This is a genomic window from Mesorhizobium sp. B2-4-14 (genome assembly GCF_006442155.1).
GTDB lineage: Bacteria > Pseudomonadota > Alphaproteobacteria > Rhizobiales > Rhizobiaceae > Mesorhizobium.
Map to the genome: position 1 here is coordinate 146,058 of NZ_VFVA01000007.1, position 26,461 is coordinate 172,518.

The 26,461-nt window shown below is 63.6% G+C and carries 22 protein-coding genes; 11 read left to right on the forward strand and 11 right to left on the reverse strand.

From position 1 onward, the window contains the following. Positions 1 to 33 precede the first annotated feature (33 nt). Both FJ938_RS09250 and FJ938_RS09255 read right to left on the reverse strand, forming a co-directional pair. Positions 34 to 564: a gluconate 2-dehydrogenase subunit 3 family protein gene (locus FJ938_RS09250; RefSeq protein WP_140692997.1), complete on the reverse strand. Its 531-nt coding sequence runs from the start codon at positions 562 to 564 to the stop codon at positions 34 to 36. 76 nt (positions 565 to 640) lie between these two features. Continuing rightward, a complete protein-coding gene (locus FJ938_RS09255; RefSeq protein ID WP_140607072.1) occupies positions 641 to 1,036 on the reverse strand; it encodes a VOC family protein in 396 nt (131 codons plus the stop codon). Between the two features lie 233 nt (positions 1,037 to 1,269). Between FJ938_RS09255 and FJ938_RS09260 the strand changes: the two genes are divergently transcribed. Next, a complete protein-coding gene (locus FJ938_RS09260) occupies positions 1,270 to 1,572 on the forward strand; it encodes a ribbon-helix-helix domain-containing protein (protein ID WP_140607073.1) in 303 nt (100 codons plus the stop codon). Here FJ938_RS09260 and FJ938_RS09265 read toward each other — a convergent pair. After that, complete coding sequence (locus FJ938_RS09265; RefSeq protein WP_140693000.1) at positions 1,569 to 2,282, reverse strand: DeoD-type purine-nucleoside phosphorylase; 714 nt, start codon at positions 2,280 to 2,282, stop codon at positions 1,569 to 1,571. The two genes, FJ938_RS09260 and FJ938_RS09265, sit on opposite strands and share 4 nt — an antisense overlap. Positions 2,283 to 2,366: 84 nt before the next feature. Next, positions 2,367 to 4,943 (reverse strand): PAS domain-containing sensor histidine kinase, encoded by a 2,577-nt coding sequence (locus FJ938_RS09270; RefSeq protein ID WP_140693002.1) that lies wholly within the window; start codon positions 4,941 to 4,943, stop codon positions 2,367 to 2,369. Positions 4,944 to 5,167: 224 nt separating this feature from the next. Between FJ938_RS09270 and FJ938_RS09275 the strand changes: the two genes are divergently transcribed. Next, on the forward strand, positions 5,168 to 5,920 hold the full coding sequence (locus FJ938_RS09275) for a flagellar biosynthetic protein FliO (protein ID WP_140693004.1): 753 nt from the start codon (positions 5,168 to 5,170) through the stop codon (positions 5,918 to 5,920). Between the two features lie 161 nt (positions 5,921 to 6,081). On the opposite strand, the gene dksA is transcribed toward FJ938_RS09275, so the two are convergent. Continuing rightward, entirely contained in the window at positions 6,082 to 6,498 is a 417-nt protein-coding gene (dksA, locus tag FJ938_RS09280) for an RNA polymerase-binding protein DksA (RefSeq protein ID WP_006202025.1), read from the reverse strand. Between the two features lie 273 nt (positions 6,499 to 6,771). Between dksA and FJ938_RS09285 the strand changes: the two genes are divergently transcribed. From FJ938_RS09285 to FJ938_RS09310, 6 genes are all read left to right on the forward strand, one after another. Next, positions 6,772 to 7,275, forward strand: coding sequence for a histidine phosphatase family protein (locus FJ938_RS09285; protein ID WP_140612447.1), 504 nt, complete (start codon positions 6,772 to 6,774; stop codon positions 7,273 to 7,275). Between the two features lie 76 nt (positions 7,276 to 7,351). Beyond that, positions 7,352 to 8,830, forward strand: coding sequence for a YcjX family protein (locus FJ938_RS09290; protein WP_140693007.1), 1,479 nt, complete (start codon positions 7,352 to 7,354; stop codon positions 8,828 to 8,830). Further along, the gene (locus FJ938_RS09295; protein ID WP_140612443.1) at positions 8,827 to 9,921 is read left to right on the forward strand and encodes a YcjF family protein; all 1,095 of its coding nucleotides are present in this window, start codon (positions 8,827 to 8,829) and stop codon (positions 9,919 to 9,921) included. The genes FJ938_RS09290 and FJ938_RS09295 overlap by 4 nt, the downstream gene beginning before the upstream one ends. A gap of 125 nt (positions 9,922 to 10,046) precedes the next feature. Beyond that, on the forward strand, positions 10,047 to 10,598 hold the full coding sequence (locus FJ938_RS09300) for a hypothetical protein (RefSeq protein ID WP_140612441.1): 552 nt from the start codon (positions 10,047 to 10,049) through the stop codon (positions 10,596 to 10,598). 321 nt (positions 10,599 to 10,919) lie between these two features. After that, positions 10,920 to 12,755 carry a monovalent cation:proton antiporter-2 (CPA2) family protein gene (locus FJ938_RS09305; protein WP_140612439.1) on the forward strand — a complete coding sequence of 612 codons (1,836 nt, stop codon included), beginning with the start codon at positions 10,920 to 10,922 and terminating at the stop codon, positions 12,753 to 12,755. 14 nt (positions 12,756 to 12,769) lie between these two features. Then, entirely contained in the window at positions 12,770 to 13,315 is a 546-nt protein-coding gene (locus FJ938_RS09310; protein WP_140612437.1) for a DUF924 family protein, read from the forward strand. Between the two features lie 6 nt (positions 13,316 to 13,321). Here the strand turns inward: FJ938_RS09310 and folK are convergent, their stop codons facing one another. The 3 genes from folK to folP form a co-directional block, all read right to left on the reverse strand. Next, positions 13,322 to 13,834, reverse strand: coding sequence for a 2-amino-4-hydroxy-6-hydroxymethyldihydropteridine diphosphokinase (gene folK, locus FJ938_RS09315; protein ID WP_140612435.1), 513 nt, complete (start codon positions 13,832 to 13,834; stop codon positions 13,322 to 13,324). Further along, the gene (gene folB, locus FJ938_RS09320; protein WP_140612433.1) at positions 13,818 to 14,177 is read right to left on the reverse strand and encodes a dihydroneopterin aldolase; all 360 of its coding nucleotides are present in this window, start codon (positions 14,175 to 14,177) and stop codon (positions 13,818 to 13,820) included. Before folB ends, folK begins: the two co-directional genes overlap by 17 nt. 97 nt (positions 14,178 to 14,274) lie before the next feature. After that, entirely contained in the window at positions 14,275 to 15,135 is an 861-nt protein-coding gene (gene folP / locus FJ938_RS09325; RefSeq protein ID WP_140612431.1) for a dihydropteroate synthase, read from the reverse strand. Positions 15,136 to 15,234: 99 nt separating this feature from the next. On the opposite strand from folP, the gene FJ938_RS09330 reads away from it, so the two are divergent. Both FJ938_RS09330 and FJ938_RS09335 read left to right on the forward strand, forming a co-directional pair. Beyond that, positions 15,235 to 15,858, forward strand: a complete 624-nt coding sequence (locus FJ938_RS09330) for a DUF922 domain-containing Zn-dependent protease (protein ID WP_181165720.1) — start codon at positions 15,235 to 15,237, stop codon at positions 15,856 to 15,858. Between the two features lie 220 nt (positions 15,859 to 16,078). Further along, positions 16,079 to 17,560, forward strand: coding sequence for an MDR family MFS transporter (locus FJ938_RS09335; protein WP_140612427.1), 1,482 nt, complete (start codon positions 16,079 to 16,081; stop codon positions 17,558 to 17,560). Positions 17,561 to 17,650: 90 nt separating this feature from the next. Here the strand turns inward: FJ938_RS09335 and FJ938_RS09340 are convergent, their stop codons facing one another. The 3 genes from FJ938_RS09340 to FJ938_RS09350 all read right to left on the reverse strand — a co-directional run bounded on the left by FJ938_RS09340 (position 17,651) and on the right by FJ938_RS09350 (position 19,553). Continuing rightward, the gene (locus FJ938_RS09340; RefSeq protein WP_140612425.1) at positions 17,651 to 18,682 is read right to left on the reverse strand and encodes an NAD(P)/FAD-dependent oxidoreductase; all 1,032 of its coding nucleotides are present in this window, start codon (positions 18,680 to 18,682) and stop codon (positions 17,651 to 17,653) included. Between the two features lie 82 nt (positions 18,683 to 18,764). Then, positions 18,765 to 19,085: a 2Fe-2S iron-sulfur cluster-binding protein gene (locus FJ938_RS09345; RefSeq protein ID WP_010909663.1), complete on the reverse strand. Its 321-nt coding sequence runs from the start codon at positions 19,083 to 19,085 to the stop codon at positions 18,765 to 18,767. A gap of 99 nt (positions 19,086 to 19,184) precedes the next feature. Next, on the reverse strand, positions 19,185 to 19,553 hold the full coding sequence (locus tag FJ938_RS09350) for an Hpt domain-containing protein (protein ID WP_140612423.1): 369 nt from the start codon (positions 19,551 to 19,553) through the stop codon (positions 19,185 to 19,187). A gap of 272 nt (positions 19,554 to 19,825) precedes the next feature. On the opposite strand from FJ938_RS09350, the gene FJ938_RS09355 reads away from it, so the two are divergent. Beyond that, a complete protein-coding gene (locus FJ938_RS09355; RefSeq protein WP_140693009.1) occupies positions 19,826 to 26,416 on the forward strand; it encodes a kinesin in 6,591 nt (2,196 codons plus the stop codon). Positions 26,417 to 26,461 lie beyond the last annotated feature (45 nt).

Consider the following 26,461-nt stretch of genomic DNA (forward strand, 5'->3'; position numbering starts at 1 on the left):
ATGAAATCAATTGGATGCGGTTGGGCGAAGCGCTCAAAGCCACTCGATGTCGTTGAAACCACGCGCGATATAGCCGCCCTTTGAGTAGGATTCGCCCTCGTAGCCGAAGATCGGCCAGAGCTCCTTCTGATTGTAGAAGCTGACCACGAGGCCGCCGCGAACCGCCTGGAAGAAGGGCGAGTTCTCGACGTCCCTGAGCAGCGCCACGCGCTGCTCTTCCCAGCCAAGCGCACGATAGCCGCCGCTGCCGGCCTTCCTGTCGAGATCAGCGATGCCATTTTCGATGAGTTCCTTGTGGGCCGGATCCTTGCCGGCCATCTCGTCATGGCCCTTCACCGCGACGGCGTAATATCTGTCCGGGACCTGGTCGTGCGGATAGATGTCGCGCGCCACCTGGATCAGCGTCGCCATCGTCTCCGGCTTCAGCGCCGAGGTTTCCAGCCCCCAGGCGTGTTCCGGGCTGATGACGGCACTGCCGGAAATGATGAGCAACGCGCCCGCGCCGCCGCGTTTGAGAAGCTCGCGCCGAGACAGGCCGGGCTTCCTCTCATAGATCGTAACCATATGTTCCTCCCTGCTTGCTGTTCGCACCCATAGGTGCCGTTGCTGGCGCCGCGCCGGTCCGCGCGGCCTGTTGTCCCTATTGGAAGCGCCCCCCACGCTGCAGCACCTCGACCTTGTAGCCGTCGGGATCCTCGATGAAGAAAAAGCGGGCGATGAGCGATCCGTCTCGCTCGAACTCGACGATCTTTTTCGGGTTGAGGCCAAGTGCACCGAGGCGATCATGTTCGCCGTCGAGATCGGCGACCGAAACCGCGAGGTGACCATAGCCGTCGCCGAGCGTGTAGGGTTCCTGCCGCCCCTTGTTGACGGTCAATTCAACTTCGAAAGGCGCATCGGCATTGCTGAGATAGATCAGCGTGAAGGTCTCGAAATCCAGCCGCTGAGCAACTTCCAACCCGAACGCCTTGTTGTAGAAATCGATGGAGCGGTCCTCTTCGAGAACCCGGATCATCGTGTGGATCGCCTTCGCCAAATCAGACTCCGTAGCTTTCGTGCCTGGAGGTTATTATGCGCTCCGGCGAAGAAAGGTGGTGGCAGCCGATTACCACGCATGAGAGTGGAAAACGGGTAGTGTCCAGCCCGTTCTAAGGACGAAAGTCTGATTGCGGTCATCGGCCGTCCGGCCGAAGATGAAACCGCAGGCAGTGTTCAAAAGGCGCCGACGGCTCAGTCAGCGCCCAAGACCAACAAAAACGGGAGATAACGATGTGCAGAGTCTTTGCCGCGCAGGATCCGGAAGGCTACCGCCAGATCAACCGGTCGATCCGTATCGACGGACATTCGACCAGCATTCAGCTCGAGGTGACGTTCTGGGCCTTGCTCGATGAAATCGCGGAAAGCCAGAACCTGACGACGCCGAAATTCATCTCGAAACTCTACGACGAAGCCATCGAGATCAACGGCGAAATCCCCAACTTTGCCTCTATGCTGCGCACCACCTGCGCGCTCTATCTGCGCGGCCACAAGCCCATGGACGAGCGGATGACGCTGAAGCGGGAAGCGGCTTAGCGCCCTTCCACAGCGATTTCGAGCGCCAGGCGGCTCATGTCGGTGAAAAGCCCCTGGCGTTCGGAATAGTCGGTCAGTTCGCCAGTCTCGATATTGTCGACCACCGTGCAGATCGACAGCGCACGGATCCCGAAATGCCCGGCAATGCGATAAAGCGCGCTGGTTTCCATATCCACCGCCAGGATTCCGGCGGACCGCGCCTCGGCAAACCGGGCGCGGCCATCCGGATGATGGAAGATGTCGCTGCAGACCGTCGGACCGACATGGAGCGCGATGCCGAGTTCAGCAGCTTTGGCCAAAGCATGGACAAGCAGCGCCGGATCCGGGCCGGCGGCTGCGCCGTAGAGACCAAAGACCTGACCGCTTTGGGTATTTTCGGGCCGCGCTGATTGCGAAATGACAAGGCTTCGCAGCTTAACCTCGGCAGTCAGGCCGCCGCAGGTACCGGTGCGGATCAAAGTCCGGACGCCATGATAATCCAACAATTCATGCGCATAGATCAGGAACGACGAAACACCAATGCCCGTCGCCTGGATGCTGACACGCTTGCCTCGATAAAGCCCGGTAAAACCGAGAGCGCCCCGCCTGCGGTTGACGCAACGTGGCCCTTCCAGAAAGGTGTTCGCCATCCATTCGGCGCGCTGCGGGTCGCCCGGCAGCAAGACCGTATCGGCGTAGTCGCCCCTGTCTGCTTCGATGTGTGGCGTCAACAACTGCTCCCCGAGCTCGCCTGCCCCTTCACCCGCAATCATGGCGTTGTCGGGGCGTTGCGCAAGGCGGATTACGGGAGAACGCTACGACTCCAGCATGTCCTTGACGATCGTTGCCAGTTGCTTGAGCGAGAACGGCTTCGGCAGGAAGCCGAAATGCGCCTCCGCCGGCAGGTTCCTGGCGAACGCGTCCTCGGCGTAGCCGGACACGAAGACGAACTTGATGTCCGGCTGGCGCTTGCGCAGTTCGCCCAGCAGGGTCGGCCCGTCCATCTCCGGCATCACCACGTCCGAAACGACGATGTCGACTTTGCCGCCAAGGGCCTCGAACACTTCCAGCGCCTCGACGCCCGAGGATGCCTCATGCACGGTATAGCCGCGCGAGGTCAGCGCCCGCACGCCGCCCATGCGCACGGCGTCCTCGTCCTCGACCAGCAGCACCGTCGCCGAACCGGACAGGTCCTTGACGCTGTCGGCCGATTTGACCGGCGCCGTGGCCGGCGCTTCGCCGGGTTCGGCCACGTTTTTCGCTTCCGCGACGTGACGCGGCAGGAAGATGCGGAAGGTCGATCCCTTGCCGACCTCGGAATCGCAGAAAATGAAGCCGCCGGTCTGCTTGATGATGCCGTAGACCATGGACAGGCCAAGGCCGGTGCCCTTGCCGACCTCCTTGGTGGTGAAGAACGGCTCGAAGATCTTCTTCAGCACATCAGGCGCGATGCCGCTGCCGGTATCCTCGACTTCGACCACCACATAGTCGGCCGCGGTGAGTTCACGGTAGGGGAAGGTCCTGCACTCCTCGGCGGTCACGTTGCGGGTCCGCACCGTGAGATCGCCGCCGGCCGGCATCGCGTCGCGCGCATTGACAGCCAGGTTGACCACCACCTGCTCGAACTGGCCGATATCCACCTTGACCGGCCACAGGTCGCGGCCGTGGTCGATCTTCAGCTTGATGTCGTTGCCGACCAGACGGGCAAGCAGCATTCTGAGATCGGCGAGCACGTCGGTGAGGTTCAACACTTCCGGCCGCAGCGTCTGTTTGCGCGAGAAGGCCAGCAACTGCCGCACCAGCGAGGCGGCTCGGTTTGCGTTCTGCTTGATGTTCATGATGTCGGGGAAGGACGGATCCGACGGCCGGTGATTGGTCAGGAGCAGGTCCGACGCCATGATGATGGCGGTCAGCACATTGTTGAAATCGTGGGCGATGCCGCCGGCGAGTTGGCCGACCGCCTGCATCTTCTGGCTCTGCGCCATCTGCCCTTCGAGCGCCTTCTGTTCGGTCGTCTCGACGGCGTAGACGATGGCCGATTCCTCGGCCCCCTCGCCGCCGGTGCCGTCGGCGACGGCATTGACGTAGAAACGGATGTGCCGCTCTTCATTCCCAGGCAGCACAGTGTCGATCGGGTCGATGTCGGCCTGCCGCTGCCGGGCCTTTTCGAATGCAGCGGCAAAGGCCGGCCGGTCGCGCTCATGGATCACCGTATCGAGGCGCACGCGGCGATCGACGGCGTCCCGGTCGACGACCGAGGAAAACAGCAACAGGAACGGCGCATTGGTGCGCAGGATGCGCCCGTTGGCATCGACGCCTGCGATCGCCATCGGCGTGGAATTGAAGAAGCGGGTGAAGCGCACTTCCGAAGCGCGCAGATCGGCCGAGGCATCCTCGCCCTGCGTGCGGTTGAGCACGATCGTGCGCGTCGGGCCGCCGACGCCTTCCCGGCTGGCTGAAACGCGATGCATGAAGCGCACGGGCAGCGCCTCGCCCGTCATCGTCGTCAGGTCGAGATCGATGACCGCATTGCGCGTCGTGCCGGGGTCGGCCTTGACCGAGCGCACCAGCGCCATGCCGTCGCCGGCAACGATGTCAGGCAAGGTCACGGCGCCGGGCGTAAAGCTGGCGAGATCGATGCCAAGCCACTCCGCGAGCGTGGCGTTGATGTAGGTGACACGGCCGTCCTGGTCGGCGGAAAAGAAGCCGGCCGGGGCGTGGTCAAGGTGATCGATGGCCTTCTGCAGGTCGAGGAAGAAACGCTCCTGTTCTGCTCGCTCCCGCGAAATATCTGCGAGTTGCCAGGCCAGCATGGGCAGCCGCTGGCCCGGAACGCTGAAGGTGCGGGCGCGGGTCCTGTACCAGCGGGCGCCGGGTTCGGCGCCCGGCCTGATCGATTGCGCCAGCCGGAACTCACCGTCGCCCGGTTGCCCGTCGCGCAGGCCGGATGCCAGCCGGTAAATGGTCATCGAGGCTTCGGGAACATCCGAAAGAAGGCCCTCGACCGTCTTCAGATCGGCGGCCGATGAGGCTCCGGTCATTTCGGCATAGGCACGGTTGGCGTAGACGACACGGCCCTTGGTGTCCGTCACCAGAAGGCCCTGCGACATCGAATCGACGAAAGCCTTGGACAGTTCATCGCCGGTCGAGCGTGGTGTGATCTGCACGAAGCCGATCGCGGTCGCGAACAGGAAGCCGACGCCGATCATCGCCAGCACGCCGAGCATGCCGAGCAGGAAGGGATCGCCGAGACGCTCGCGGAACAGACCGAAGACGATCGCGGCCCCTGTCAGAACGACGATGAAGATGATCAGCCGGGTCACAGCGCCCGGTCGCGTGTTCTGGTCGACGATCGGTACCGGATAGAAATCGCCGCGCGCTTCCTTGGCCATATGCCCCCTGCTCGTGAAGTCCGATGTTCCGACACCCGCCCCTAGCGGGTTGAATCACATTCTCCTAGTCCGGAAAAGGCCCGGGCGGCAAATGTCAGATAAAAATGATGCCGGCCAGGCGTGAAGCGTTTCGAGCTGTTCACGATGCGCGAAAGGCAACTTGCGGTGGCCAGCCGCAACGGTCTAGTGTCTCGTCACTTTCCAAAACCGATCAGGGGAAACCAATGCAGTGGCTGGATAGCGTGGCGGGTCCCGGTTATGCCGCGGCACTCCTGTGGACGTTCGCGGCGCTGATCCTGCTGGTCATCGTTCTCATCATCATCAGGCTCGTTCGCAACCTGACCTTCGGCACGTTTGTCGCCGGGGGGCGGAACCGCAAGACGCGGCTCGCCGTCATGGACGCCACCGCCGTCGACAGCCATCGCCGGCTGGTTCTGGTGCGCCGCGACGATATCGAACATCTGCTTCTGATCGGCGGCCCGACCGACGTCGTCGTCGAACGTGACATCCGTCTGGCTGCACCCCGCCGTCCGGCGCTGACCGGGGATAGCGGCCTGCAGCCCGTCCCAGCCGCGGCCCCGGCGGCAAAACCGCGGCCGCCTCAGCCGGCTCCCGCACAGGCACCGGCACGGCCGGCGCCGGCTCCGCAGCCGGTGGCTGCACCGCCGCCGGCCCGCCCGCGCCCCGCCGCTCCGCCGCCGGCCTCTGCGCCCGCACCGAAGGCGGCGGCGCACCCCCACCAGTCGACCAATATCACGCCGCTACCTGCCTATGGCTCCGCCAACGCCAGCGTTGTCAAACACGCGCCGCCGCCGCGGCAGGAAAGCATCGACGACACGCTGATGAAGGAGCTTGAAGTCTCGCTGGACCAGCCTCGCGCCGGCGGCCCGGTGACCAAACCGGCTGCCAAGGCGCCGCAGTCGCTCGACGATGAAATGACCAAGCTTCTGGGCGAACTTTCAAGCCAGAAGAGATGACTGTCGGCCAAGCCGGCCGTCAGCTCGGAATTTGGACCGGGTGGCGTTAGCTTTGGTTTGTTTGGGTAGACGCGCCGGTCAACAAAAATGGCCGGAAAGTCCGGCCATTTTGATAGTTGCCTCGACGTGAGCTGCGCTTAACGCGGCCCGGAAGCGACGCATCAGTCGTCGCGATAGACCTTTTCGCGGCGCTCGTGCCTTTCCTGCGCTTCAATCGACAAGGTGGCGATCGGACGTGCGTCGAGCCGCTTCAACGCAATCGGCTCGCCTGTTTCCTCGCAATAGCCATAAGTGCCTTCGTCGATGCGCTGTAGCGCCGAATCGATCTTTGAGATGAGTTTTCGCTGACGGTCGCGGGCTCTGAGCTCAATGGCGCGGTCGGTTTCCGAAGAGGCGCGATCGGCAAGATCGGGATGGTTGGCGTTTTCTTGTTGCAGGATTTCGAGAGTTTCACGCGCTTCGCGCAATATGTCATTTTTCCAGGTGACGAGCTTCAGGCGGAAGTAGGATTTCTGCCGCTCGTTCATGAACGGCTCGTCTTCGGAGGGTACGTAATCGGCGGTAACGATGTCGTTCATTCGACTCACCCAAACAGCCCCAAATTTGGCGCTTATATATTCGCCACCTGACGCCTGCACAAGCGCAATCGGCCACCGGGTCACGCAATTGTTAAAGTGCCCCAACGGCCTTGATCGGAGCAAGATCAAGCTGTTCCGGCGACAGGGCGCGCCCACCCTTTGCCACCTTACCCCGTAGTATTCGTCGTGCCGGAGAACACGAACCATTGTGCGCCGGGCCGTTCTTGTGGCTAATCGCGGTGCGACTTCGGCATTCAGCATCACGGGGGTTGGGTGAGCAGGCTCTATCTGTTACGGCACGCCAAGGCCGGCTGGGCACAGCCCGGCATGCGCGATTTCGATCGCCCGCTCGACGCATCCGGCCGCGCCGATGCCGACTTGATAGGCGCCGCCATGCGGTCTCGCGGCTATGTTCCGGACCTGACATTGTGCTCCAATGCCAAGCGCGCCAGGGAAACGCTCGAAGGCCTGGCCGGCCAGACAGACACCGGCAAGGTCCTGTTTTTCGACACGCTCTACAGCGAAGACGCGGCCGGTTACCTCAGCCTTATCCGGGAGCACGGCGGCCCCGGTTCATTGCTGGTCATCGGCCACAACCCGATGACTGAGGATCTTGCCATGGCGGTTTCGGGCGACGGCGACGAGACGGCACGGGCCATGCTCAATTATGGCTTCCCCACGTCGGGGCTGGCGGTCGTGCGTTTCCTGGATGATCTGACAAAGGCAGCCCAGGAAGCGGGTTATCTCGAAGCGTTTCTGACACCGGCCGATCTTTGACGTCGATCTCCGGTGCCATTCCAAAGCCGGGTTCCAGAGCCTATATCGGACGGACCGAAGCCCGAGAGACCGCATTTTGGCATCATCGCTGACCACCTTCACCGACGAGGCGAGAATTGCCCTCGATACGCTGTCGGGACGCGCCACCGGGCTCTTTTCTCCGTCGCTGCGATTGGGTGTCACGGGCCTTTCGCGCGCCGGCAAGACGGTGTTCATCTCAGCCCTCGTCCACAATCTCATCCACGGCGGGCGCCTGCCGCTGTTCGAGGCCCAGAAATCTGGGCGCATCGCGCGCGCCTTCCTCGAAGAACAGCCCGATGACGCCGTGCCGCGCTTCCAGTACGAGGACCACATCGCCGCGTTGGTCAGCGACCGCGTCTGGCCTGATTCGACGCGCGCCATTTCGGAGCTGCGGCTGACGATCGAATATGAATCGGCCTCCGGCTGGAGCCGCATGTTCTCATCAGGCAAACTGTCGATCGATATCGTCGACTATCCCGGCGAATGGCTGCTCGACCTGCCATTACTCGGCAAATCCTTCGCTGATTTTTCGTGCGAAGCTTTTGAAATGGCCACGCTGCCCGTGCGCGAGGATTTGTCGCGGGCCTGGCGGGCGATCGCCGCCGAGATCGACCCGAACGCCGACGCCGACGAGATGACGGCACGCCACCAGGCCGAAAGCTTCGCCGCCTATCTCAAGGCTTGCAAGCTTGACGAGCGGGCGCTTTCGACGTTGCCGCCCGGCCGCTTCCTGATGCCTGGCGATCTCGAAGGCTCACCGGCGCTGACCTTCGCGCCGCTGGCCGGCCTCGACGACAGGCGCCCGCGTCCAGGGTCGCTGCACGCCATGATGGAGAGGCGCTACGAAGCCTACAAGACGCATGTCGTCAAACCTTTCTTCCGCGAGCACATCACGCGTCTCGACCGCCAGATCGTGCTGATAGACGCCATGCAGGCGCTGAACGCCGGCCCCGGCGCGATGGCCGACCTGGAGCGGGCGGTGACCGAGATCCTGGCCTGTTTCCGCCCCGGCCGGGGCAGCTTCCTCACCGACCTCTTTTCACGGCGCATCGATCGCATTCTGGTCGCCGCGACCAAGGCCGATCATCTGCACCATGAAAGCCATGACCGGCTGCAGGCGATCGTGCGGCGGCTGGCCGATCGCGCCGTGGCGCGGGCGAATTTTACCGGCGCCGACGTCGACGTGGTCGCCATGGCGGCGGTGCGCGCGACGCGCGAAGGCTCGGTCAAGCAGGGCCGTGAGACGTTGCCTGTTATCATCGGCACGCCGATAGCCGGCGAGAAGATCAACGGCGAAACATTCGATGGAAAGACGGAAACAGCCATATTTCCCGGTGACTTACCGGAGAAAATTGATGAGGTGTTTGATCTTTCGAGGCCCGACCAAAGGCAGGATTCCGCCGACCCGGCAATCCGCTTCGTCCGGTTCCGCCCGCCAAAGCTTGAATGCACGGCCGAGGGCGTCACGCTGTCCTTGCCGCATATCAGGCTCGACCGTGCCTTGCAGTTCCTGATCGGAGACCATCTGGCATGACCGCGCCCCGCAAGCCGGCGGCATTCCGCATCGAGCCGGAAGCCGAGACGAGACAACAGAGACAACAGACGCCAGGCGCGCGCCAGACGGAACCGCCGCGCAAACCTCGAGCCATGAAAGCCGATGTTGCGCTGGTCATACCGGCGGAGATCGATGTTTTCGGCGAACCCGACATGATTACCGCAGAACCGCCGCCGGCGATCGGCTCCAGAAAACGCTCGCTGCTTGGCAGCATCTTCTTCGGCGCCATGGGCGTGCTGGTTTCGCTGGCGGTCGGCCTGTGGACCGACCAGCTGATCCGCGATCTCTTCGCCCGCGCCGAATGGCTGGGCTGGCTGGCCGCCGGCATGGCTGCTACCGCCGTGCTGGCGCTCGCGGTGATCCTGATCCGAGAATTCCTGGCGATCGCTCGCCTCGCCGAAGTCGAAAAACTGCAAAAGCGGGCGCTCGATGCCATCGCGCGCGACGATCCCAAGGCGGCACGATCGGTGGTCGACGAGCTTTCGGCTTTCGTCGCGGCCAAGCCTGAGACCGCTGCCGGCAGGCGCGCACTGGCCGAGTTGCGCGGCGAAATTATCGACGGCGGCAATCTGGTGCGTCTGGCCGAAGCGGAAATTCTGGGCCCCCTCGATGCCAGGGCGAAGGTGATGATTCTCGAGGCCGCCAAACGCGTCTCTCTGGTGACGGCGGTGAGCCCCCGTGCGCTCGTCGACGTCGCCTACGTCGTGTTCGAGGCCGGACGCCTCATTCGCCGCCTGTCGGAACTCTATGGCGGGCGGCCGGGAACGCTGGGTTTCTTTCGCCTGGCGCGCAGCGTGCTGGCGCATCTGGCGGTCACCGGCTCGATCGCCGTCGGCGACAGTTTTGTCCAGCAGATCGTCGGTCACGGCTTGGCGGCGCGTCTCTCGGCCAAGCTTGGCGAGGGTGTCGTCAACGGCATGATGACGGCGCGCATCGGCATCGCGGCGATGGAGACGGCACGCCCCCTGCCCTTCAGTGCCGCGAAGCGTCCGGGGCTGGGCGATTTCCTGTCCGCACTGACATCATTCGCCGCCAGGAAAGACGCCGAAACGGCCGACGCCGGCAAATAGTGTGCCGCTCATCGGGGATGGTAAGCGGATTGCCGTTTCGAACGGCTTGCAGTGACGAAGCATTAACCAATATTCTTCATGGTCGGACTGGTTTCAAACAGCCTCGTTGTTGCCGGGTGTCGTCGATGAAAAGCGTAATTCTGTCCAGCGTCCTGCCCCTGGCGGCCGCGATCACAGCAGTCGTCGGTGTTGCTTCGGGCGCTTCCGCGGCGGAACCGGACAAGCAGTTCTTCCAGTCGGCAGAAGGCAAGTGGGTCGGCCCGGGCGAGATCGTCGCCGGCAAGTACAAGGGCACCAAATTCAACTGCAGCTTCACCGGTTCCACGCCCGACGGCAAGATGGGCATGACACTCGATGGCGGTTGCCGGGTCGGCATGTTCACACAGCCGATGTCAGCCAAGATCGAGCGCAAGGGCCGCGATTACAAGGGCTCCTTCATGGGCGGTTCTGCCGGTGCTGGCCTCGACATCATCGGCGGTAATGTCGTCGATTCCCGCAAGGTGGTCTTCACCATCAACCGCAACCAGCTTCGCGGAGTGATGCAGGCCCGCATTCCCGACGATAATTCGATGACCGTGACGGTTGCGGTCCGCGTCCAGGACCAGTTGGTGCCGGTCATCGGCATGAGCCTGAAGCGCGTCGACGCCGTCGAAGTCGGCTCAATCGCGCCGAACTGAGCGCTTATCGCGCCTTACTCAATAGCCAAAACAAGGAGGCGGCAGCCCATCACTACCGCCTTTCACAACAGTCGAACCGGGCGTCAGCCCTTGATCGCTGCAGTCACCTCGTCATAGGCCTTGCAGGCGTCGACCTCCGATTGCGGCAAGATGCAACGCAGCGTCCGCCTCAACTTGTGGAACGCGGCTGCAACCTCGCCAGCGCTCCGGATTCGGGCTGTTCGATCCCCGCCGAAGCCCCTATTCTTTGCCCTGGCGACCAGCCTTGGCGCCTTGGTCCCGACCGCACGTGTTGCGGTCCCAACGAACGGAACGACAGGCATGGCGGCAGAGGCATCGGGCAGCGATCTGGTTCAGGTGGTGGCGCTGCTCGCCGCGGGTGTCGTCGCCGTTCCCATCTTCAAGCGCATGGGCCTCGGTTCCATTCTCGGCTATCTCGCAGCCGGTGTGGTGATCGGCCCGTTCGGCCTGCGTATCTTTTCCGAGTCCGGTGCCATTCTCCATGTCGCGGAACTCGGCGTCGTCATGTTCCTGTTCATCATCGGACTGGAAATGCAGCCGTCGCGCCTGTGGGGCCTGCGCCGCGAGATTTTCGGCCTCGGTGCGCTTCAGGTCGGGGTCTGCGCCGTCTTGTTGACCAGCGTGGGAATGGCTGGTGGTTTTCCAGTCTCGCAATCCTTCGTCGCCGGCGCCGGTTTCGTGCTGACCTCGACGGCAATCGTCATGCAGCTTCTCGAGGAGCGCGGCGAAATCGCCTCGCCGAAAGGCCAGCGTATTGTCTCCATCCTGCTTCTGGAAGATCTGACCATCGTGCCACTGCTGGCCCTGATCGCCTTCCTGGCGCCCGGCGGTGCCGACACCAGCCTGTCGGAGCGGCTGACCGAGGTCGGCATCGGCCTTGCGGCGATTGTCGGGCTTGTGCTGGCCGGACGCTATCTGCTCAACCCTTTCTTCCGCATCCTGGCGGATGCCCGTGCCCGTGAGGTGATGACGGCCGCGGCACTTCTGGTCGTGCTCGGATCGGCACTTGCCATGCAGCTCAGCGGCCTATCGATGGCGATGGGCGCGTTCCTGGCTGGCGTTCTTCTGTCCGAATCGACCTTCCGCCATCAGCTCGAAGCCGACATCGAGCCGTTCCGCGGCATCCTGCTCGGCCTTTTCTTCCTTGCGGTCGGCATGTCGCTGGACCTGCATGTGGTGGCGGCGAACTGGAAGCTCATCGCTGTCTATGTCGTCGCCTACATGGTGATGAAGGCTCTCGGCATCTACATCGTCGCCCGCATCCTCAGAACAGGCCATCGTGAAGCGCTCGAACGCGCGGTCTTTATGGCGCAGGGCGGCGAATTCGCCTTCGTCCTCTATTCCGCCGCCGCTGCCGTCGGCATCATCGACAGCCAGGCCAACGCTACCCTGACGGCGATCGTCATCATCTCCATGGTACTTACACCCCTGGCGATCATCGCATTGCGGTACGTCACCCCGCGCGACGAGCAGTCACTCGACGGAGTCGATGTCGCCGACGGCCTGACCGGCAGCGTGCTGGTCATCGGCTTTGGCCGTTTCGGCCAGATCGCCAGCCAGCCGCTGCTGCTGCGCGGTATCGACGTATCGATCATCGACAATGACGTGGAGATGATCCAGGCGGCAGCCGATTTCGGCTTCAAGGTCTATTATGGCGACGGCACCCGGCTAGACATCCTGCATGCCGCCGGTGCCGGCCGGGCACGTGCCGTGCTCATCTGCGTAGACAAACCCGATGCCGCTGTCCGCATCGCGGAACTCGTCAAGGCCGAGTTTCCTTTGCTGACCGTCCTAGCCCGAGCCTTCGATCGGGGCACCGCGCTGCAGCTCATCCGCGTCGGCGTCGACTACCAGCTGCGCGAGACTTTCGAATCGGCACTGGTTTTCGGCGGCTCGGCCCTGGAGTCGCTTGGTGTCGATCCCGAAGAGGTCGCGGATACGATCGAAGACGTCAGGCGCCGCGACGCCGCCCGTTTCGAAACCCAGCTCGCCGAAGGCATTCGCGCCGGACAACGTTTCCTGAGAGGCAATATCGGCACGCCTATTCCCACCCCCCTCACCCAGCCGCGCCGCACCGGCCAGGCCCTCAATGAAGAGACGGCGGGCGTTCTGCACAAATCCGAAACCGCCGATTGAACAGGGAAACAAGCATGGAATTGGATGGCAGAGCCCTGTCGGTCACCAAATTCTGGCGTGACGCCGGCGAGGATGCCTGGTTCGAGAAGAGCGACGCCTTCGACACCGCGTTTCGCGACCAGTTTCTCGACCTGCACTATGCAGCCGCCCGGCGGGAGTGCGATAACTGGTCAAATCACGCCGAAGGCTCGCTGGCCCTGATGATCCTGCTCGACCAGTTTCCGCGCAATTGCTTTCGCGGCACCGGCCACATGTATGCCACCGACCCGCTGGCAAAGCATTTCGCTGAAAAAGCTGTCATGGCCGGCCAGGATCGGCTGCTCGAACCGGAGTTCCGCGTGTTCCTCTACCTGCCGTTCGAACATTCGGAACTGCTCGCCGATCAGAAGAGGTCGGTGGAACTCACCCGGGCCAATGCGCCGGACAATCTCAAATACGCCGAAGAGCACCGCGACATCATCCAGCGCTTCGGCCGCTTTCCGCACCGCAACAGGATACTTGGCCGCGAAACCACGGCAGAGGAAAAGGCATTCCTGGACAAAGGCGGTTTCTCAGGCTGACGCCTGCTACCGCAGCCACCAGTCACGGCCGGATGGCAACCGCTCGATGCCGGCCGCGTCGACGGCGTCCAGGCGCTCCGACACACCTCGCCCACCCACGGCAAGATCCGGCGCGATCTCGGCCAGCGGCGCCAGCACGAAGGCGCGCTCCAGCATGCGCGGATGCGGCACTTCCAGCCCGGTCTCGTGGATAATGCGGTCATCGAACACCAGAATGTCGATATCGATCAGCCGGGGCCCCCAGCGCTCTTCGCGCACGCGCTTCAGTCTGCGCTCGGCATCGAGACAGAGATCAAGCAGCGCCCGCGGCGAGAGCCGCGTCGAGAGTTCGGCGGCCGCGTTGAGAAAATCCGGCTGGTCGAGCTTGCCCCAGGGCGGCGTGCGGTAGAGCGAGGAGACGGCGGTGACGCGCGTCTCCGCATCGGCGTCGAGAATACGCAGTGCCGCGGCCATCGAGGCCGCCGGGTCCCCCAGATTGCCGCCAAGGCTGAGATAGACGGTGTTACTCGGGCCAGACAACGGTCACCTCGACGTAATCGAGCACGCCGGGCACCGGCGCGTTTGGCTTGCGCACGGTGATTTCGGCCTTCCTGATCTGGGGAAACCGCTCGGTCAGCGCCTTTGCCACCTCCATTGCCAGGGCCTCGATCAGAAAACGCCGCTCACCGGTGATGATCTTCTCGATCACCGCGAAGGCGATGCCGTAATTGACCGTTTCGCCGATGGCGTCGTCGACAAGCGCGCGCCCGGGTTCGACCGAGAGCACCGCGTCGACATAGAAACGCTGGCCGAGCGTCTCTTCCTCGTCCAGCACGCCATGCCGGGCAAAGAAAGCGCAGTTCTTCAGGCGGATGACATACATGGCTCAGCGTCCTGGTCTGTTAGGGCGAGGTGCGTCCACCTGGAGGCACAAGTACGCTCTAACACTTTTGAATCTACGCATCGTGCTTGCCGCAAATCTATTCCGATTTTCGGGCCGATGCGGCGGTGTCACGCGCCAGCATAGCATCCGCCACCGCCAGCGCGTCCACGTTGATTGCGACATCATGGACGCGAAACAGATGCGCGCCCTTGAGCCTGAGAATGACGCTGGTCGCCGCCGTCCCGACAGCGCGGTCGGCTGCATCGCGGCCGGTGACGGTGCCGATGAAGCGTTTTCGCGAGGTGCCGACCATCAACGGCAAGCCGAGCGCGTGGAGTTCGGAGAACCGCGCCATCAGGTCGAGGTTTTCCTCGGCCGTCTCCTTGGCGAAGCCAAAGCCGGGATCGAGCACGATATGGTCGTCGGCCACACCGTGCTCGCGGGCGATCTCCAGTGATTTTTCCAGGAATACAAACTGGTCGGCGATCACGTCGGGCAGCTTCTCGCGATCCCGCCCGGTATGCATGATAATCAGCCCGGCGCCGGTTTCGGCCGCGACACGCGCAATGTCGGGCTCGCGCTGCAGACCCCAGACATCGTTGACGATATGCGCGCCGGCGGCCACCGCAAGCCGCGCGGTTTCTGCACGATAGGTGTCGACCGAAATCAGCACCTCGCCGGAGCGCGCCAAAGCCTCGATCACGGGTAGGATACGCGCCTGTTCCTCGCTGGCCGATATCGCGGCGAAACCGGGGCGCGTCGATTCTCCGCCGACATCGATAATCCCGGCCCCTTCCCCGACCATGCGATGCGCCTGGCCCAGCGCCGTTTCGGGTGCATCAAACAGGCCACCGTCGGAAAAACTGTCGGGGGTGACGTTGAGGATACCGACGACCACGGCCTTGCGGCCAAGATCGAGATGGCGTCCGTGGGCCAGTTGCCATCGCCTCGCCGTCATTGCTCGTCAACCATGGGCCTATCAAGGATGTGCGATCCGCATCGGGTCAATTCCGTTGCGCCGGCAACGGCCGTAAAGCAAGGTGACCGAAGAGGCAACATGATGAAACGATCCCTGCTCTGCGCATTGCTGCTTGCCGTGACCGCCATTCCGGCGGGCGCGGCCAATCTGGTGAAGACATACAGCTATTTTTCCGTTGGCGGCAGCACCCTCGACGATATCGAGGCGCAGCTTTCCAAACATGGGCCGCAGGTCAAAAGCACGGGCTTGCGCCATCCTGGTGCGACCCGGATGGCCTTCACCACTCGCATCAGCTACGCCACGCGTGCCGGCTCCTGCCGGATCGCGGACGCCGTCGTGACCATCAAGGTCAAGGTGATCCTCCCCGAATGGCGCCGCCCACGCAAGGCCGATGCCGATGTGCGGCTGTTCTGGGATACGCTGGCCGCGGACATCAAGCGCCATGAGGAGCGCCATGTCGAGATCGCCAAGAACCATGCCCGCGAACTGGAAGACGCGCTGAAGGCGACCTATCCGCAGAAGGATTGCGATACGGCTAAGGCCAAGGCCGCCGAAATCACCGCCGCCATTCTCGCCAAGCACGACCGCGCCCAGGTTCAGTTCGATCGCGTCGAAAGCGTCAATTTCGAAAGCCGCATCCTGCGGCTCCTGCATTATCGCGTCGAGCGCATCAAGAACGGCCAGCTGCCGCCACCGGCGTGAATTCCTCTGCACGCCGGTGCAAGCCAACCGAGCCGAAGCGTAGTGGCAGCTTCGAAAAATTTTCGAGTGGCCGTCGAAATCGGCCTATAGGGAACGACATATCACGGGTTGACAGGGCACAACCCTCGAAGCACGAGCACCAGGACCGATCGCGCGGCGGATGCATCAGGCAAGCCCAAGCGGTGATCCCAACAGTGCGCAAGCGCATGGACAAAGGACTATGGACCAGGCTGTCGACAAGCAGACCATGGCGGCTGCAGCCACACCGCTGACCGAAATCGAGAAGAACGCCATCATCGGCGGCGTTCTCCTGTCGATGCTGCTGGCTGCGCTCGACCAGACCATCGTCGCGCCGGCAATGCCGACCATCGGGCGCTCTCTCGGACATGCCGAATACCTGCCATGGGTCGTCACCGGCTACCTCTTGACCGCAACCGCCGTGGCGCCGCTCTACGGCAAGATTTCCGACGTCTATGGGCGCCGGCCGACCGTCTATGCGGCGATCCTCATCTTTCTTGCCGGGTCGCTGGTCAGTGCACTGGCCCCCAACATGTTCGTGCTGGTCCTGGGACGCGCGGTCCAGGGTGCCGGCGGCGGCGGCCTTTTCGCGCTGACGCAGACCGTGGTCGGAGACCTTGTCCCGCCGCGCGAGCGGGCGCGCTATGCAGCGTGGTTCTCCGGCACCTGGGCCGTCGCCAGCGTCGCCGGGCCGCTGCTGGGCGGCACCTTCGCGGAACATCTGCACTGGTCGCTCATCTTCTGGATCAATATCCCGCTTGGTATTTTGGCGATGGCGATCATCAACAAGCCGCTCAAGAAGCTGCCGATCGCCGCCAAGAATCACAGCATCGATGGTCTTGGCGCATTGCTTCTCATCGTGGCCACGGCACTGCTGCTGCTGGCGCTGAACTGGGGCGGCAGCGCCTATCCCTGGGTATCGCGGGAAGTCATTGGCGTCCTGATCTGCTCCGCTGTTTTCTGGGTTGCCTTTGCCCTGCGGCTGATGCGGGCGGCCGAACCACTCGTCTCGCTCGAGGTGCTGGGCAACCCGATCGTCCTTGCCGGCACTCTGTCGATGTTCCTGCTGCAGGCCTCCAGCGTCGGCCTTGCCGTCTATCTGCCCGTCTATCTGCAATCGATGCTTGGCCTGACGGCCAGCGAATCGGGCATTGCGATGCTTGGCCTTCTGCTTGGAACCGTGGGCGGCGCAGCCTCCAGCGGCCGCCTGATACCACGCTTCGTCCATTACAAGCGCATCGCGATGGTCGGCGTCTTCTTCGCCATTCTGTGCCTTGGCTTGCTCGCCCTTGTCGCCGGCCATGCATCGCTGCTTGTTGTCGAAATCCTGACCATCTGCGTGGGATTGGGAACCGGGACGACTTTTCCGGTGACCACGGTCTCCGTGCAGAACGGCGTCGACCACATGCATCTTGGCGTCGCGACGGGCGTGCTGACCTTCCTGCGTTCGCTGGGCAGTGCATTGGGTGTCGCAATGCTCGGCGCCGTCGCTCTGGGCTTTGGGCTGCCGCTGGCCGGCGAAGGCGTGCAGATGGCCGGACATGCCGCATCGGTCCAGCCCTTCGTGATGATCTTTCTTGTCGCGGCCGCCACGTTGGTGCTGGGGCTCATCACACTGGCGCTGATGCCCGAGAAAGAGCTTCGCGGTCATGTCGACACTCCGGCGCCGATCCTGGCGGAGTAGAGTGGCAGAAAAGGGCTTGGTGGTTTTTCGCCGTAAAGCAATTCCCAGGAACGTGTGACGCGGTTTTCCGTCCGGAATTGCATCAATGCCCTAGCCGGAAACGCCAAGCTTCTTCTGCAGGCTGGTGGACGAGGTCGTGTACTGGAACACGATTCGCTCCCCCGGGTTGACGATGCGTTTGGCCGCCTGCGCCATCAGCGCCACCTCGTGGAATCCCGACAAGATCAGCTTCAGCTTGCCCGGATACCAGTTGATGTCACCGACGGCGAAGATCCCGGGCACCGAGGTCTGGAACTTCTCGGTATCGACCGGGATCAGATTCTCGTGGAGGTTGAGCCCCCATTCAGCGATCGGCCCGAGCTTCATCGTCAGGCCGAAGAAAGGCAGCATGCGCGTGCAAGGCACCTCGATGTCGCCGTCTGGACCACCTTTGATTGTCGCCGATGACAGCTGGCCGTCGGCGCCGGCGAGCCCGGTCACCTGGCCGACCCTGAATTCCAGCTGCTTCATCTCCTGCATCGCATACATCTTGTTGACGCTGTCGGGCGCCGCGCGGAACTCGGGCCTGCGATGCACCAACGTCACGCTTTTGGCCACCGGCTGAAGGTTGAGCGTCCAGTCGAGTGCCGAATCGCCACCGCCAACAATGACAAGGTCGTGGCCGCGAAAATCCTCCATCCGTCGCACCGAATAGAAGACGCTTTTGCCTTCATAGGCTTCGACGCCGGGAATCGGCGGGCGTTTGGGCTGGAATGAGCCGCCGCCGGCGGCGATCACCACCACCTTGGCCTCGAACACCTCGTTCTCGTCGGTGGTGACGCGAAAGCTGCCGTCTTCCAGCGTCTCGAGGCTGGAAACCATGCGGTTGTAGGTGAGGTCAGGCTTGAACGGGTGGATCTGCTCGAGGAGTTTCTCGACCAGCCCCTGTGCCGAGATCGAAGGCCAGCCGGGAATGTCGTAGATCGGCTTCTCCGGATAGAGTTCCGCGCACTGGCCGCCGGGCTTGTCGAGAATGTCGATCAGGCGGCACTTCAGGTCCAACAGGCCGAGTTCGAACACGGCAAACAGGCCGACCGGCCCTGCCCCGACAATGAGGACGTCTGTCTTGATGATGCCGGTCATGCGGTGTGCCTCGCTGCTGGATTGGCGCGAGACTGCATGACCGCCGGCCTGCTGCCAAGCGGCAGCAGGAAAAATCGGCTGTTCAGCCCTGTCGCTCCGGTACCCGCACCACCAGGCCGTCGAGTGCGTCGCGCACCTTGATCTGGCAGGACAGCCGCGAGTTCGGCTGGACGTCATAGGCAAAGTCCAGCATGTCCTCTTCCATCGCTTCCGGCTCGCCGACTTCCGCCGTCCATGCCTCATCGACATAGACATGGCAGGTTGCGCAGGCACAGGCGCCGCCGCACTCCGCCTCGATCCCCGGCACGGCGTTGCGGATGGCGTTTTCCATGACCGTCGAGCCGTTTTCGGCGTCCACGTCGAACTGTGTGCCGTCATGGGCGATGAAGGTCAGCTTGGTCATTTGTCACCTGAAGGGAGTTTCCGCCGAGATAATCACTCTGGCAGACAAGTCAACTGCCGCGCGAAAGCGCCGCTCGGTGACGTTTTTCCGCAAACTGGATCAGCGACTGATGGCGGCGATGAAATCGCGCACTTCGTCGATCAGCGTGCCAAGCCGCTTCAGTGTCTGGCCGTCATCAGGCCGACGCTCGATCTCGGTGGCGCAATCGGCGATGGCGAAGGCGCCGACACCGCGAGCCGACCCTTTCAATCCGTGAGCCAGCAGCAGCCGGTCCTTGAGGTCGGCATCGACTATTTTGTCGCGCACCGACTGCGCCTGCTGTACAAACAGCGCCAGCACTTCCTGCTCCAGGCTGCGGTCACCCATCGTCTGCCGGGCAAGGTGTGCCAAATCGACCGGCCTGGACCGCGCCGTTCCCGATACGTCGCCCCCGGGCATTGAGAAGGCAATGCCGCTTTCGCTACGCATGAACTCGAACTCCGTTTTCTTCGGCCGCCTGAAAAACTAGGCGAATCCAATGGATAACGGGTTAACGAATGGCCCGGAAAAATGTTGCGAAAGCGGCGCCCAAATCACGGTTCCGTTAACCTTATATTTAAAGTTTTACGTATCCCGCCGAATGCATGTTTTCTTTACCCCCCTGTGTCATTACGATACGAGGGTCCATTTTCAGCCTCCTGCGCGGGGGTACCACAAACAGAATTATAAGCCCGCGGCAGCTAGTACAGGGTAGCGAAGGCATGGCGAAGAAACCAACGACAACGACCAGAACTCTCGACAGCGATGTGGCCAGGGAGCTCGAAAAAGCACTCGATTTCGACCTCAGCGGTGATCTTGGCAGCGGCGACCTCGATATCGCGGCTTCGATGGAAGATCTGGAAGCGCAGATATCCCAAGCCGCCGACGAGCTGGCCCGCGAGGGGCGCGACCAGAAGCCGGCTCCCGCCGCCAATCAGGCCGAGGCCGCTCAGCCCGCGTCCAAAACCCAGCCCACGCCCAAGCCTACCGAACTGCGCCCTGTGGAAACACGCAACGGCGGCCAGCCCGCGGCGGGCTTCGCGCCTGCCAATGACGATCGCCAGAAGGACTACAAGACGCTCCTGCACAGCCTGAACAGGCGTGCCTCCAACACCGTCTATTGGGTCATTGCCTTTGTTTCGCTCGCCTGGATCGCGGGCGCCGTCGGGCTGGCCAACCTGCTTTTCGGACCGAGCATCTGGCATATCCGCACCCTTGACCAGTTCTTTGCCCGTCCCGAGCTGATTGGCCTTGCGGTCGCGGCGATCGTGCCGGTCATCCTGTTCTGGGCCTTCGCGGCGATGATTCGCCGTGCCCAGGATATGCGCATCGCCGCCCAGTCGATGACGGAAGTGGCGTTCCGCCTGACCGAGCCGGAAAACATGGCTCAGGATCGCGTCATGATGATCGGCCAAGCCGTTCGCCGCGAGGTGGCGGCCATGGGCGAAGGCATCGAACGCACGCTTGCCCGCGCGGTGGAGCTGGAAACCCTGGTCCACAGCGAAGTCAACCAGATCGAGCGCTCCTATACGGAAAACGAGAACCGGATCCGTTCGCTCGTCGACGGGCTCGGCAGCGAGCGCGAGGCGGTCGTCACCCATGCCGAGCGCGTCCGCGCCTCGATCGCCGGCGCGCATGAGACGCTCAAAGACGAAATCGGTGCCGCCAGCGACATCATTCGCGACAGCATCCTCAACGCATCGACCAAGCTGTCGATGACGATCACCAATTCCGGCGACACGCTGATCGACCGCATCAATGAAAGCTCGCTGTCGATCTTCGATTCGGTGGAAGGCCGGCTTGATACCATCACCGACCGGCTGTCGACCTCCGGCGAGGCTTTCGCCAGCCTGCTCGACACGCGCATTGCCAAGCTGACGGATACGACGGACGGCCTGACCCGGTCGTTGACCGATCTGCTCGACGATCGCACCACCGGCATGGTGTCGCTGCTCGGCGGCGCCGCGCGTACCCTCAATTCGGAATTCGAGGCCAGCCTCAACAGCATCGAGCGCACGCTCGCCGAACGCGGCCAGGCATTGATCAGCGAATTCCAGACCCGCGCCGAGGCGCTGGACACCGGCACGCAGAAACTCAACGCGGCACTCGAGGCCCGCGCGCGCCAGATCAACGAGACGCTGGTCGAACGCGCCCGTGAAATTGCCCACACCTTCGCCGAGAGCAAGGACGCGCTGGCCGCGATGATCGATCAGGGCAAGACCCAGATCGGCGCCGACATGGCCGACATCGTCACCTCGACATCGAGCATGCTGGAGGCCCGCGCTAGCGATTTCGCCGGGCGCATGGAAGCCGCGCGTCACGTCGTCTCGCGTTCCTTCGACGCCGATATCCAGCGGCTCGCCGATGCCCGCGCCGGCATCGAGGAAGCCGTCGAAAACCACAGCCGCAAACTGTCCGAAAGCCGCGAGCGCATGGCGGCCGCGATGGAGGCGGATCTGGCGAAATTCGCCGAAGGCCGCGAAGGCATCGATGCGGCGGTGACCAACCAGGTGCAGAAGCTGGCCGAAGGCCGCAACCTGATCGCGCGTGCCCTCGAAGAGGACCTGCGCAAGGTCAACGAATCGCGTGCTGCCATCGATGCCTCGCTCGGCAGTCATCTCGAAAGGCTGGAAGAAGGCCGCAACCGGCTCTCGCTGGCTCTCAACGAAGACTCCGGGAAGCTTGTGCAAGCTCGTACGATCATTGACGAAATGGTCGCCGGACATGTCGGCAAGCTGGCCGAGGGCCGCAACATACTGTCGCGCGCCCTGGAAGCAGATCTCGGCAAACTGTCCGAAAGCCGCGCCAGCATCGACGGACTGGTTGCCGGCCAGGTCGAGAAGATCGCCGAGGGCCGCGCCGTGCTCGCCAAGGCGCTCGAAAACGACATTGTCGGCATCAAGAGCCTGATCGAGACCCACTCGGCAATGCTGGCGGAAGACCGCAGCCAGCTTGGCCGTTCGCTCGAGAACGACCTCTCGGGCATCAGGACCCTGATCGACGATCATTCGGGAAGGCTCGCCAGCGACCGCAGCCTGCTGTCGCAGACGCTCGAAGCCGACCTTGCCAAACTGGCCGAAAGCCGCTCCAGCATCGACGGCCTCGTCGCCGGCCAGGTCGAGAAGCTGGCCGAGGGCCGCGACATTCTCAAGCGCGCGCTGGAATCGGACCTCAACACCATTCAGGGCGTCATATCCAGCCAGTCGGAAAAACTGGCGGAGGATCGCGGGCAGCTTTCGCGGATCCTGGAAGCCGACCTGCAGAATGTGAACAGCGTCATCGCCGACCACATGAACAGGCTGGTTCAGGATCGTTCGACTTTGTCGAAGGCTCTCGAGGACGACCTCGCCAAACTGGCCGAGAGCCGTTCCAGCATCGACGGGCTGGTCGCCGGCCAGGTCGAGAAGCTGGCCGAAGGCCGCGACATCCTGCGGCGGGCGCTGGAAGCCGACCTCAACACGATCAAGAACACCGTTGCCGACCAGTCGCAGAGGCTGGTCGATGACCGCGCCCAGTTCGCCCGGGCCCTCGAGGCTGATCTCGAAGGCGTCAACAGCCTTGTCCAGGGCCATGCCGAAAGGCTTGCACAGGACCGATCGACACTTTCCAGGGCATTGGAAGACGATCTCGCCAAACTGGCCGAGAGCCGCTCGAGTATTGATGGGCTGGTTTCGGGCCAGGTCGAGAAGCTGGCCGAAGGCCGCAACATCCTCAAGCGTGCGCTCGATGGCGATCTCGAGACGATCAGGGGCACCATTGCTGATCAGTCGCAGAAACTGGTGGATGACCGCGCACAGTTCGCCCGGGCTCTCGAAGCCGACCTTGAAAGCGTCAGCGGCTTGGTAAACAGCCACGCCGAACGGCTCGTCCAGGATCGTTCGACCCTGTCGAGGGCGCTCGAGGACGATCTTGCCAAACTGGCTGAAAGCCGTTCGAGCATCGACGGTCTGGTCGCCGGCCAGGTGGAGAAGCTGGCCGAAGGCCGCGACATTCTCACGCGCGCTCTCGAAGCCGATCTGGCCAAACTGGCCGAAAGCCGCTCCAGCATCGACGGCGTGGTCGCAGGTCAGGTGGAGAAGCTGGCCGAAGGTCGCGACATTCTCAAACGCGCGCTCGAAGCCGATCTGCAGAAGCTGACCGAAAGCCGCAGCGACATCGATGACATCATCTCCGGCCATGTCGGCAAGCTGGCTGAAGGCCGCAACATGCTGAGCCGCGCTCTGGAAGACGATCTCGGCAAGCTCGCCGAGACCCGCAAGGATGTCGATCGCTCCCTGTCCGGCCATATCGACCAGATCGCGGCCAGGAGCACCGACATTTCGGCCGCTATCGCAGCCGATGTGGACAAGATCGAGCAGGCGTTCAGCCGCCAGACCGGTATCATCGAGGAACGCGCCGGGACCATGGAGCGCGCGCTCTCGACCGGTGTCGACAATGTTCGCGGCGTGCTCGAGAGGAGCGCGGTCTTCGTTGCCGGCGCATTGCGTGAAAAGGTCCTGGAAGTCACTAGCGCGCTGCATGAGCAGGCCGGCGCGGCCTTCAGCGACGCGGACCGCAAGATCGCCGAGCGCGCCGAACAGACGTCCGCGGCCCTGTTGGCGCGGGCCGAAGATATTGCCCGTACCTTCGAGGAGGCCGATCGCCGCCTCCACGCCCGTGCGGAAGATACGTCGAACGCCTTGCTTGCCCGTGCCGACGATACCTCCAGCTCACTGCTGGCCCGTGCCTACGAAACCGCCGATCAGCTGGCTGCCCGTGCCAGCGAAATCGCCGGCACCTTCGACAGGGCGGACCAGAGGCTCGCCGCGCGCACCCAGCAAACCGCCGATCAGCTAAACGCCCGTGTAAGCGAAATCGCCGGCACCTTCGACGCGGCGGACCAGAAGCTCGCCGCGCGCGCCCGGGAAACCGCGGATCAGCTTGCTGCCCGGGCCCAGGAAACCGCCGATCATCTGTCTGCCCGCGCGGGCGAGATCGCCGGTACGTTTGACGACGCCGACCAGAAGCTGGTTGCCCGTGCCGTCGAGACGGCACAGTCGCTGGCCGCCCGCGCCGGCGACATCCTGCGCAACTTCGAAAGCGCCGACCAGAGGCTCGGCATGCGTATCGGCGAATCGGCCGAGGCGCTCGCCGCCCGAGCATCCGATCTCGGCCGTATTTTCGACGCCGCCGACCAGCAATTGGTCGCGCGCATCGCGGAAGGATCGGACGCGCTATCCAACCGTGCGTCGGAAATCGGCCGTATCTTTGACGAGGCCGACCAGCGTCTGGTTTCGCGCATCGCCGACAGCTCTTCGACGATCGGCGAGCATGCGCAGACCATCGTCGGTGCTTTCGCCAGCACCGAGCAGAGGGTCGCCGACCGTGCGCGCCAGACCGGCCAGGAACTGGCCGTGCATGCCCGCGAGATCGAGCAGGCGCTTGCCGGCGCAGACGAGCGTCTGGCATCGAGCGCGGCGGCCGCGGCCGCTCGTGTCGAGGAGCAGATCGCCGGGGTCGAGAACCGGCTCGCCAACACCACGGAAACGATCGGCCAAAAGCTCAATGAGCAGGTTTCGACCGCCGAGGCACAGCTTGTTTCGCGCGCCAATGTGATCGCGGAGACCTTTACCGCGGTAGGCCAGCATATCGGCCAAAGCACCAACGACGCCGCCAAGACGATCGGCGCCAATACCCGCGAGCTCAACTCCATGCTCGCGGCGCGGTCGGCCGAAATGTCGAAGATCCTCGATGAGACCGCACGGCCATTGGTCGAGCGCTTCGCCCAGGGCGGCTCCGAACTGCAAAAGAGCATGGAAGAGGTCACCGAACGCGCCGCCGAGAAGCTGCGCAGCGAGAATGCAGCTCTTGTCAACGCGCTCGCCAGCCGCACCGCCGAGACCTTGTCGGCGGTCGAAGGCGCCCGCTCGTCGCTGTCCGACAGCGTCGCCGACCTCATCGGCCGCATGACAAAGTCCAGTTCGCAGCTCGGTCAGTTGATCGAGCAGGCCGCGGTCAACCTCAGCCAGGTCGACGAACGCCTGACCGGCAGCACGCAAAGCTTCGCGGCCACCACCGAAAAGGCGGCTCAGACCTTTGCCAGCTCGGCGCGCCTGGTTGATTCCAACACCACGAGACTGACAGAGCTGTCGTCGTCGACCTTGCGCGAAGTGGCATCGATCGCCACCAAGTTCGACGAGCACAGCCGCCTGCTGGTCAGCGCCTCGGACCTCCTGAGCTCGGCCCAGAGCAACCTCGAGCACACGCTGGAAAGGCAGTCGTCGCTCGAAGAGCTCGCCGTCGGCCTGGTCAAGAAGTCGGAGGACCTCGAAAGGGTCATGCGCTCCTTCGAAAACCTCGTCGGTCAGACGTTGCAGAACGCCGAGGGCAAGACGCTGGAGTCCGCAGACAAGATCCGCAACGCCATCACCGATGTCGTTGATTCGGCCACCAAGCGCTTCGCCGATGCGACCGAGGAGATGCGTCGCACCGCCGGCTCGATCAAGAGCGAACTCGACCTCACCCGCGCCGAACTCAAGAAGGGCGTCATCGAGATGCCGGAAGAGGCAAAGGAATCGACCTCTGCCATCCGCCGCGCCGTCTCGGAGCAGATCAACGCCTTGAAGGAGCTTTCGGACATCGTTGCGAAGTCCGGTCGCGGTGGCGACGCCTCGGAGCCGCGCGGCCTGCGCCCGGCGCCGCCGGCGCCACGCGCCGCCGAACCGCCGCGTCGTGCCCCTGCACCGCAGCCGGAACTTCGTGCGCCGCAGGCGCCGCTGGGTGGCACGGCGCTGCGCGGCACGCTCGACCTCGATCGTCCGGCCGAAGCGCCACCGCGCCCGCGCTCCGACGCCAGTGCCCGGACGCCGCAGGGCGGCTGGGTGCGCGATCTTCTGACCGCGGCATCGAACGACGCAGACCTCGGGCCCACGGCACCGGCGGCGCCCGCGGAAGCACCGCGCGCAACCCCTGCCCAGCGCTCGCCGCTGCATGTCGTGGAATCACTGAACTCGCTCTCAGTCGACATCGCGCGAGCCATCGACCACGATGCCTCGATCGAGTTGTGGAACCGTTATCGGCGCGGCGAACGTGACGTCTTCACCCGCCGGCTCTACACGCTGAAGGGTCAGCAGACATTCGACGAGATTCGCCGCAAATATCAGGCCGAGGCCGAATTCCGCGCCGCCGTCGACCGCTACTGCGACGACTTCGAGAAGCTGCTCAAGGATGTCTCGCGCAACGATCGCGACAACATCATGGCGCAGACCTATCTGACCTCGGACACCGGTAAGGTCTACACCATGCTGGCCCACGCCAGCGGTCGCTTGCATTAAACCGGGAATTGAACAGGCGGGGCCTTGGCCTCGCCTGTGACTATC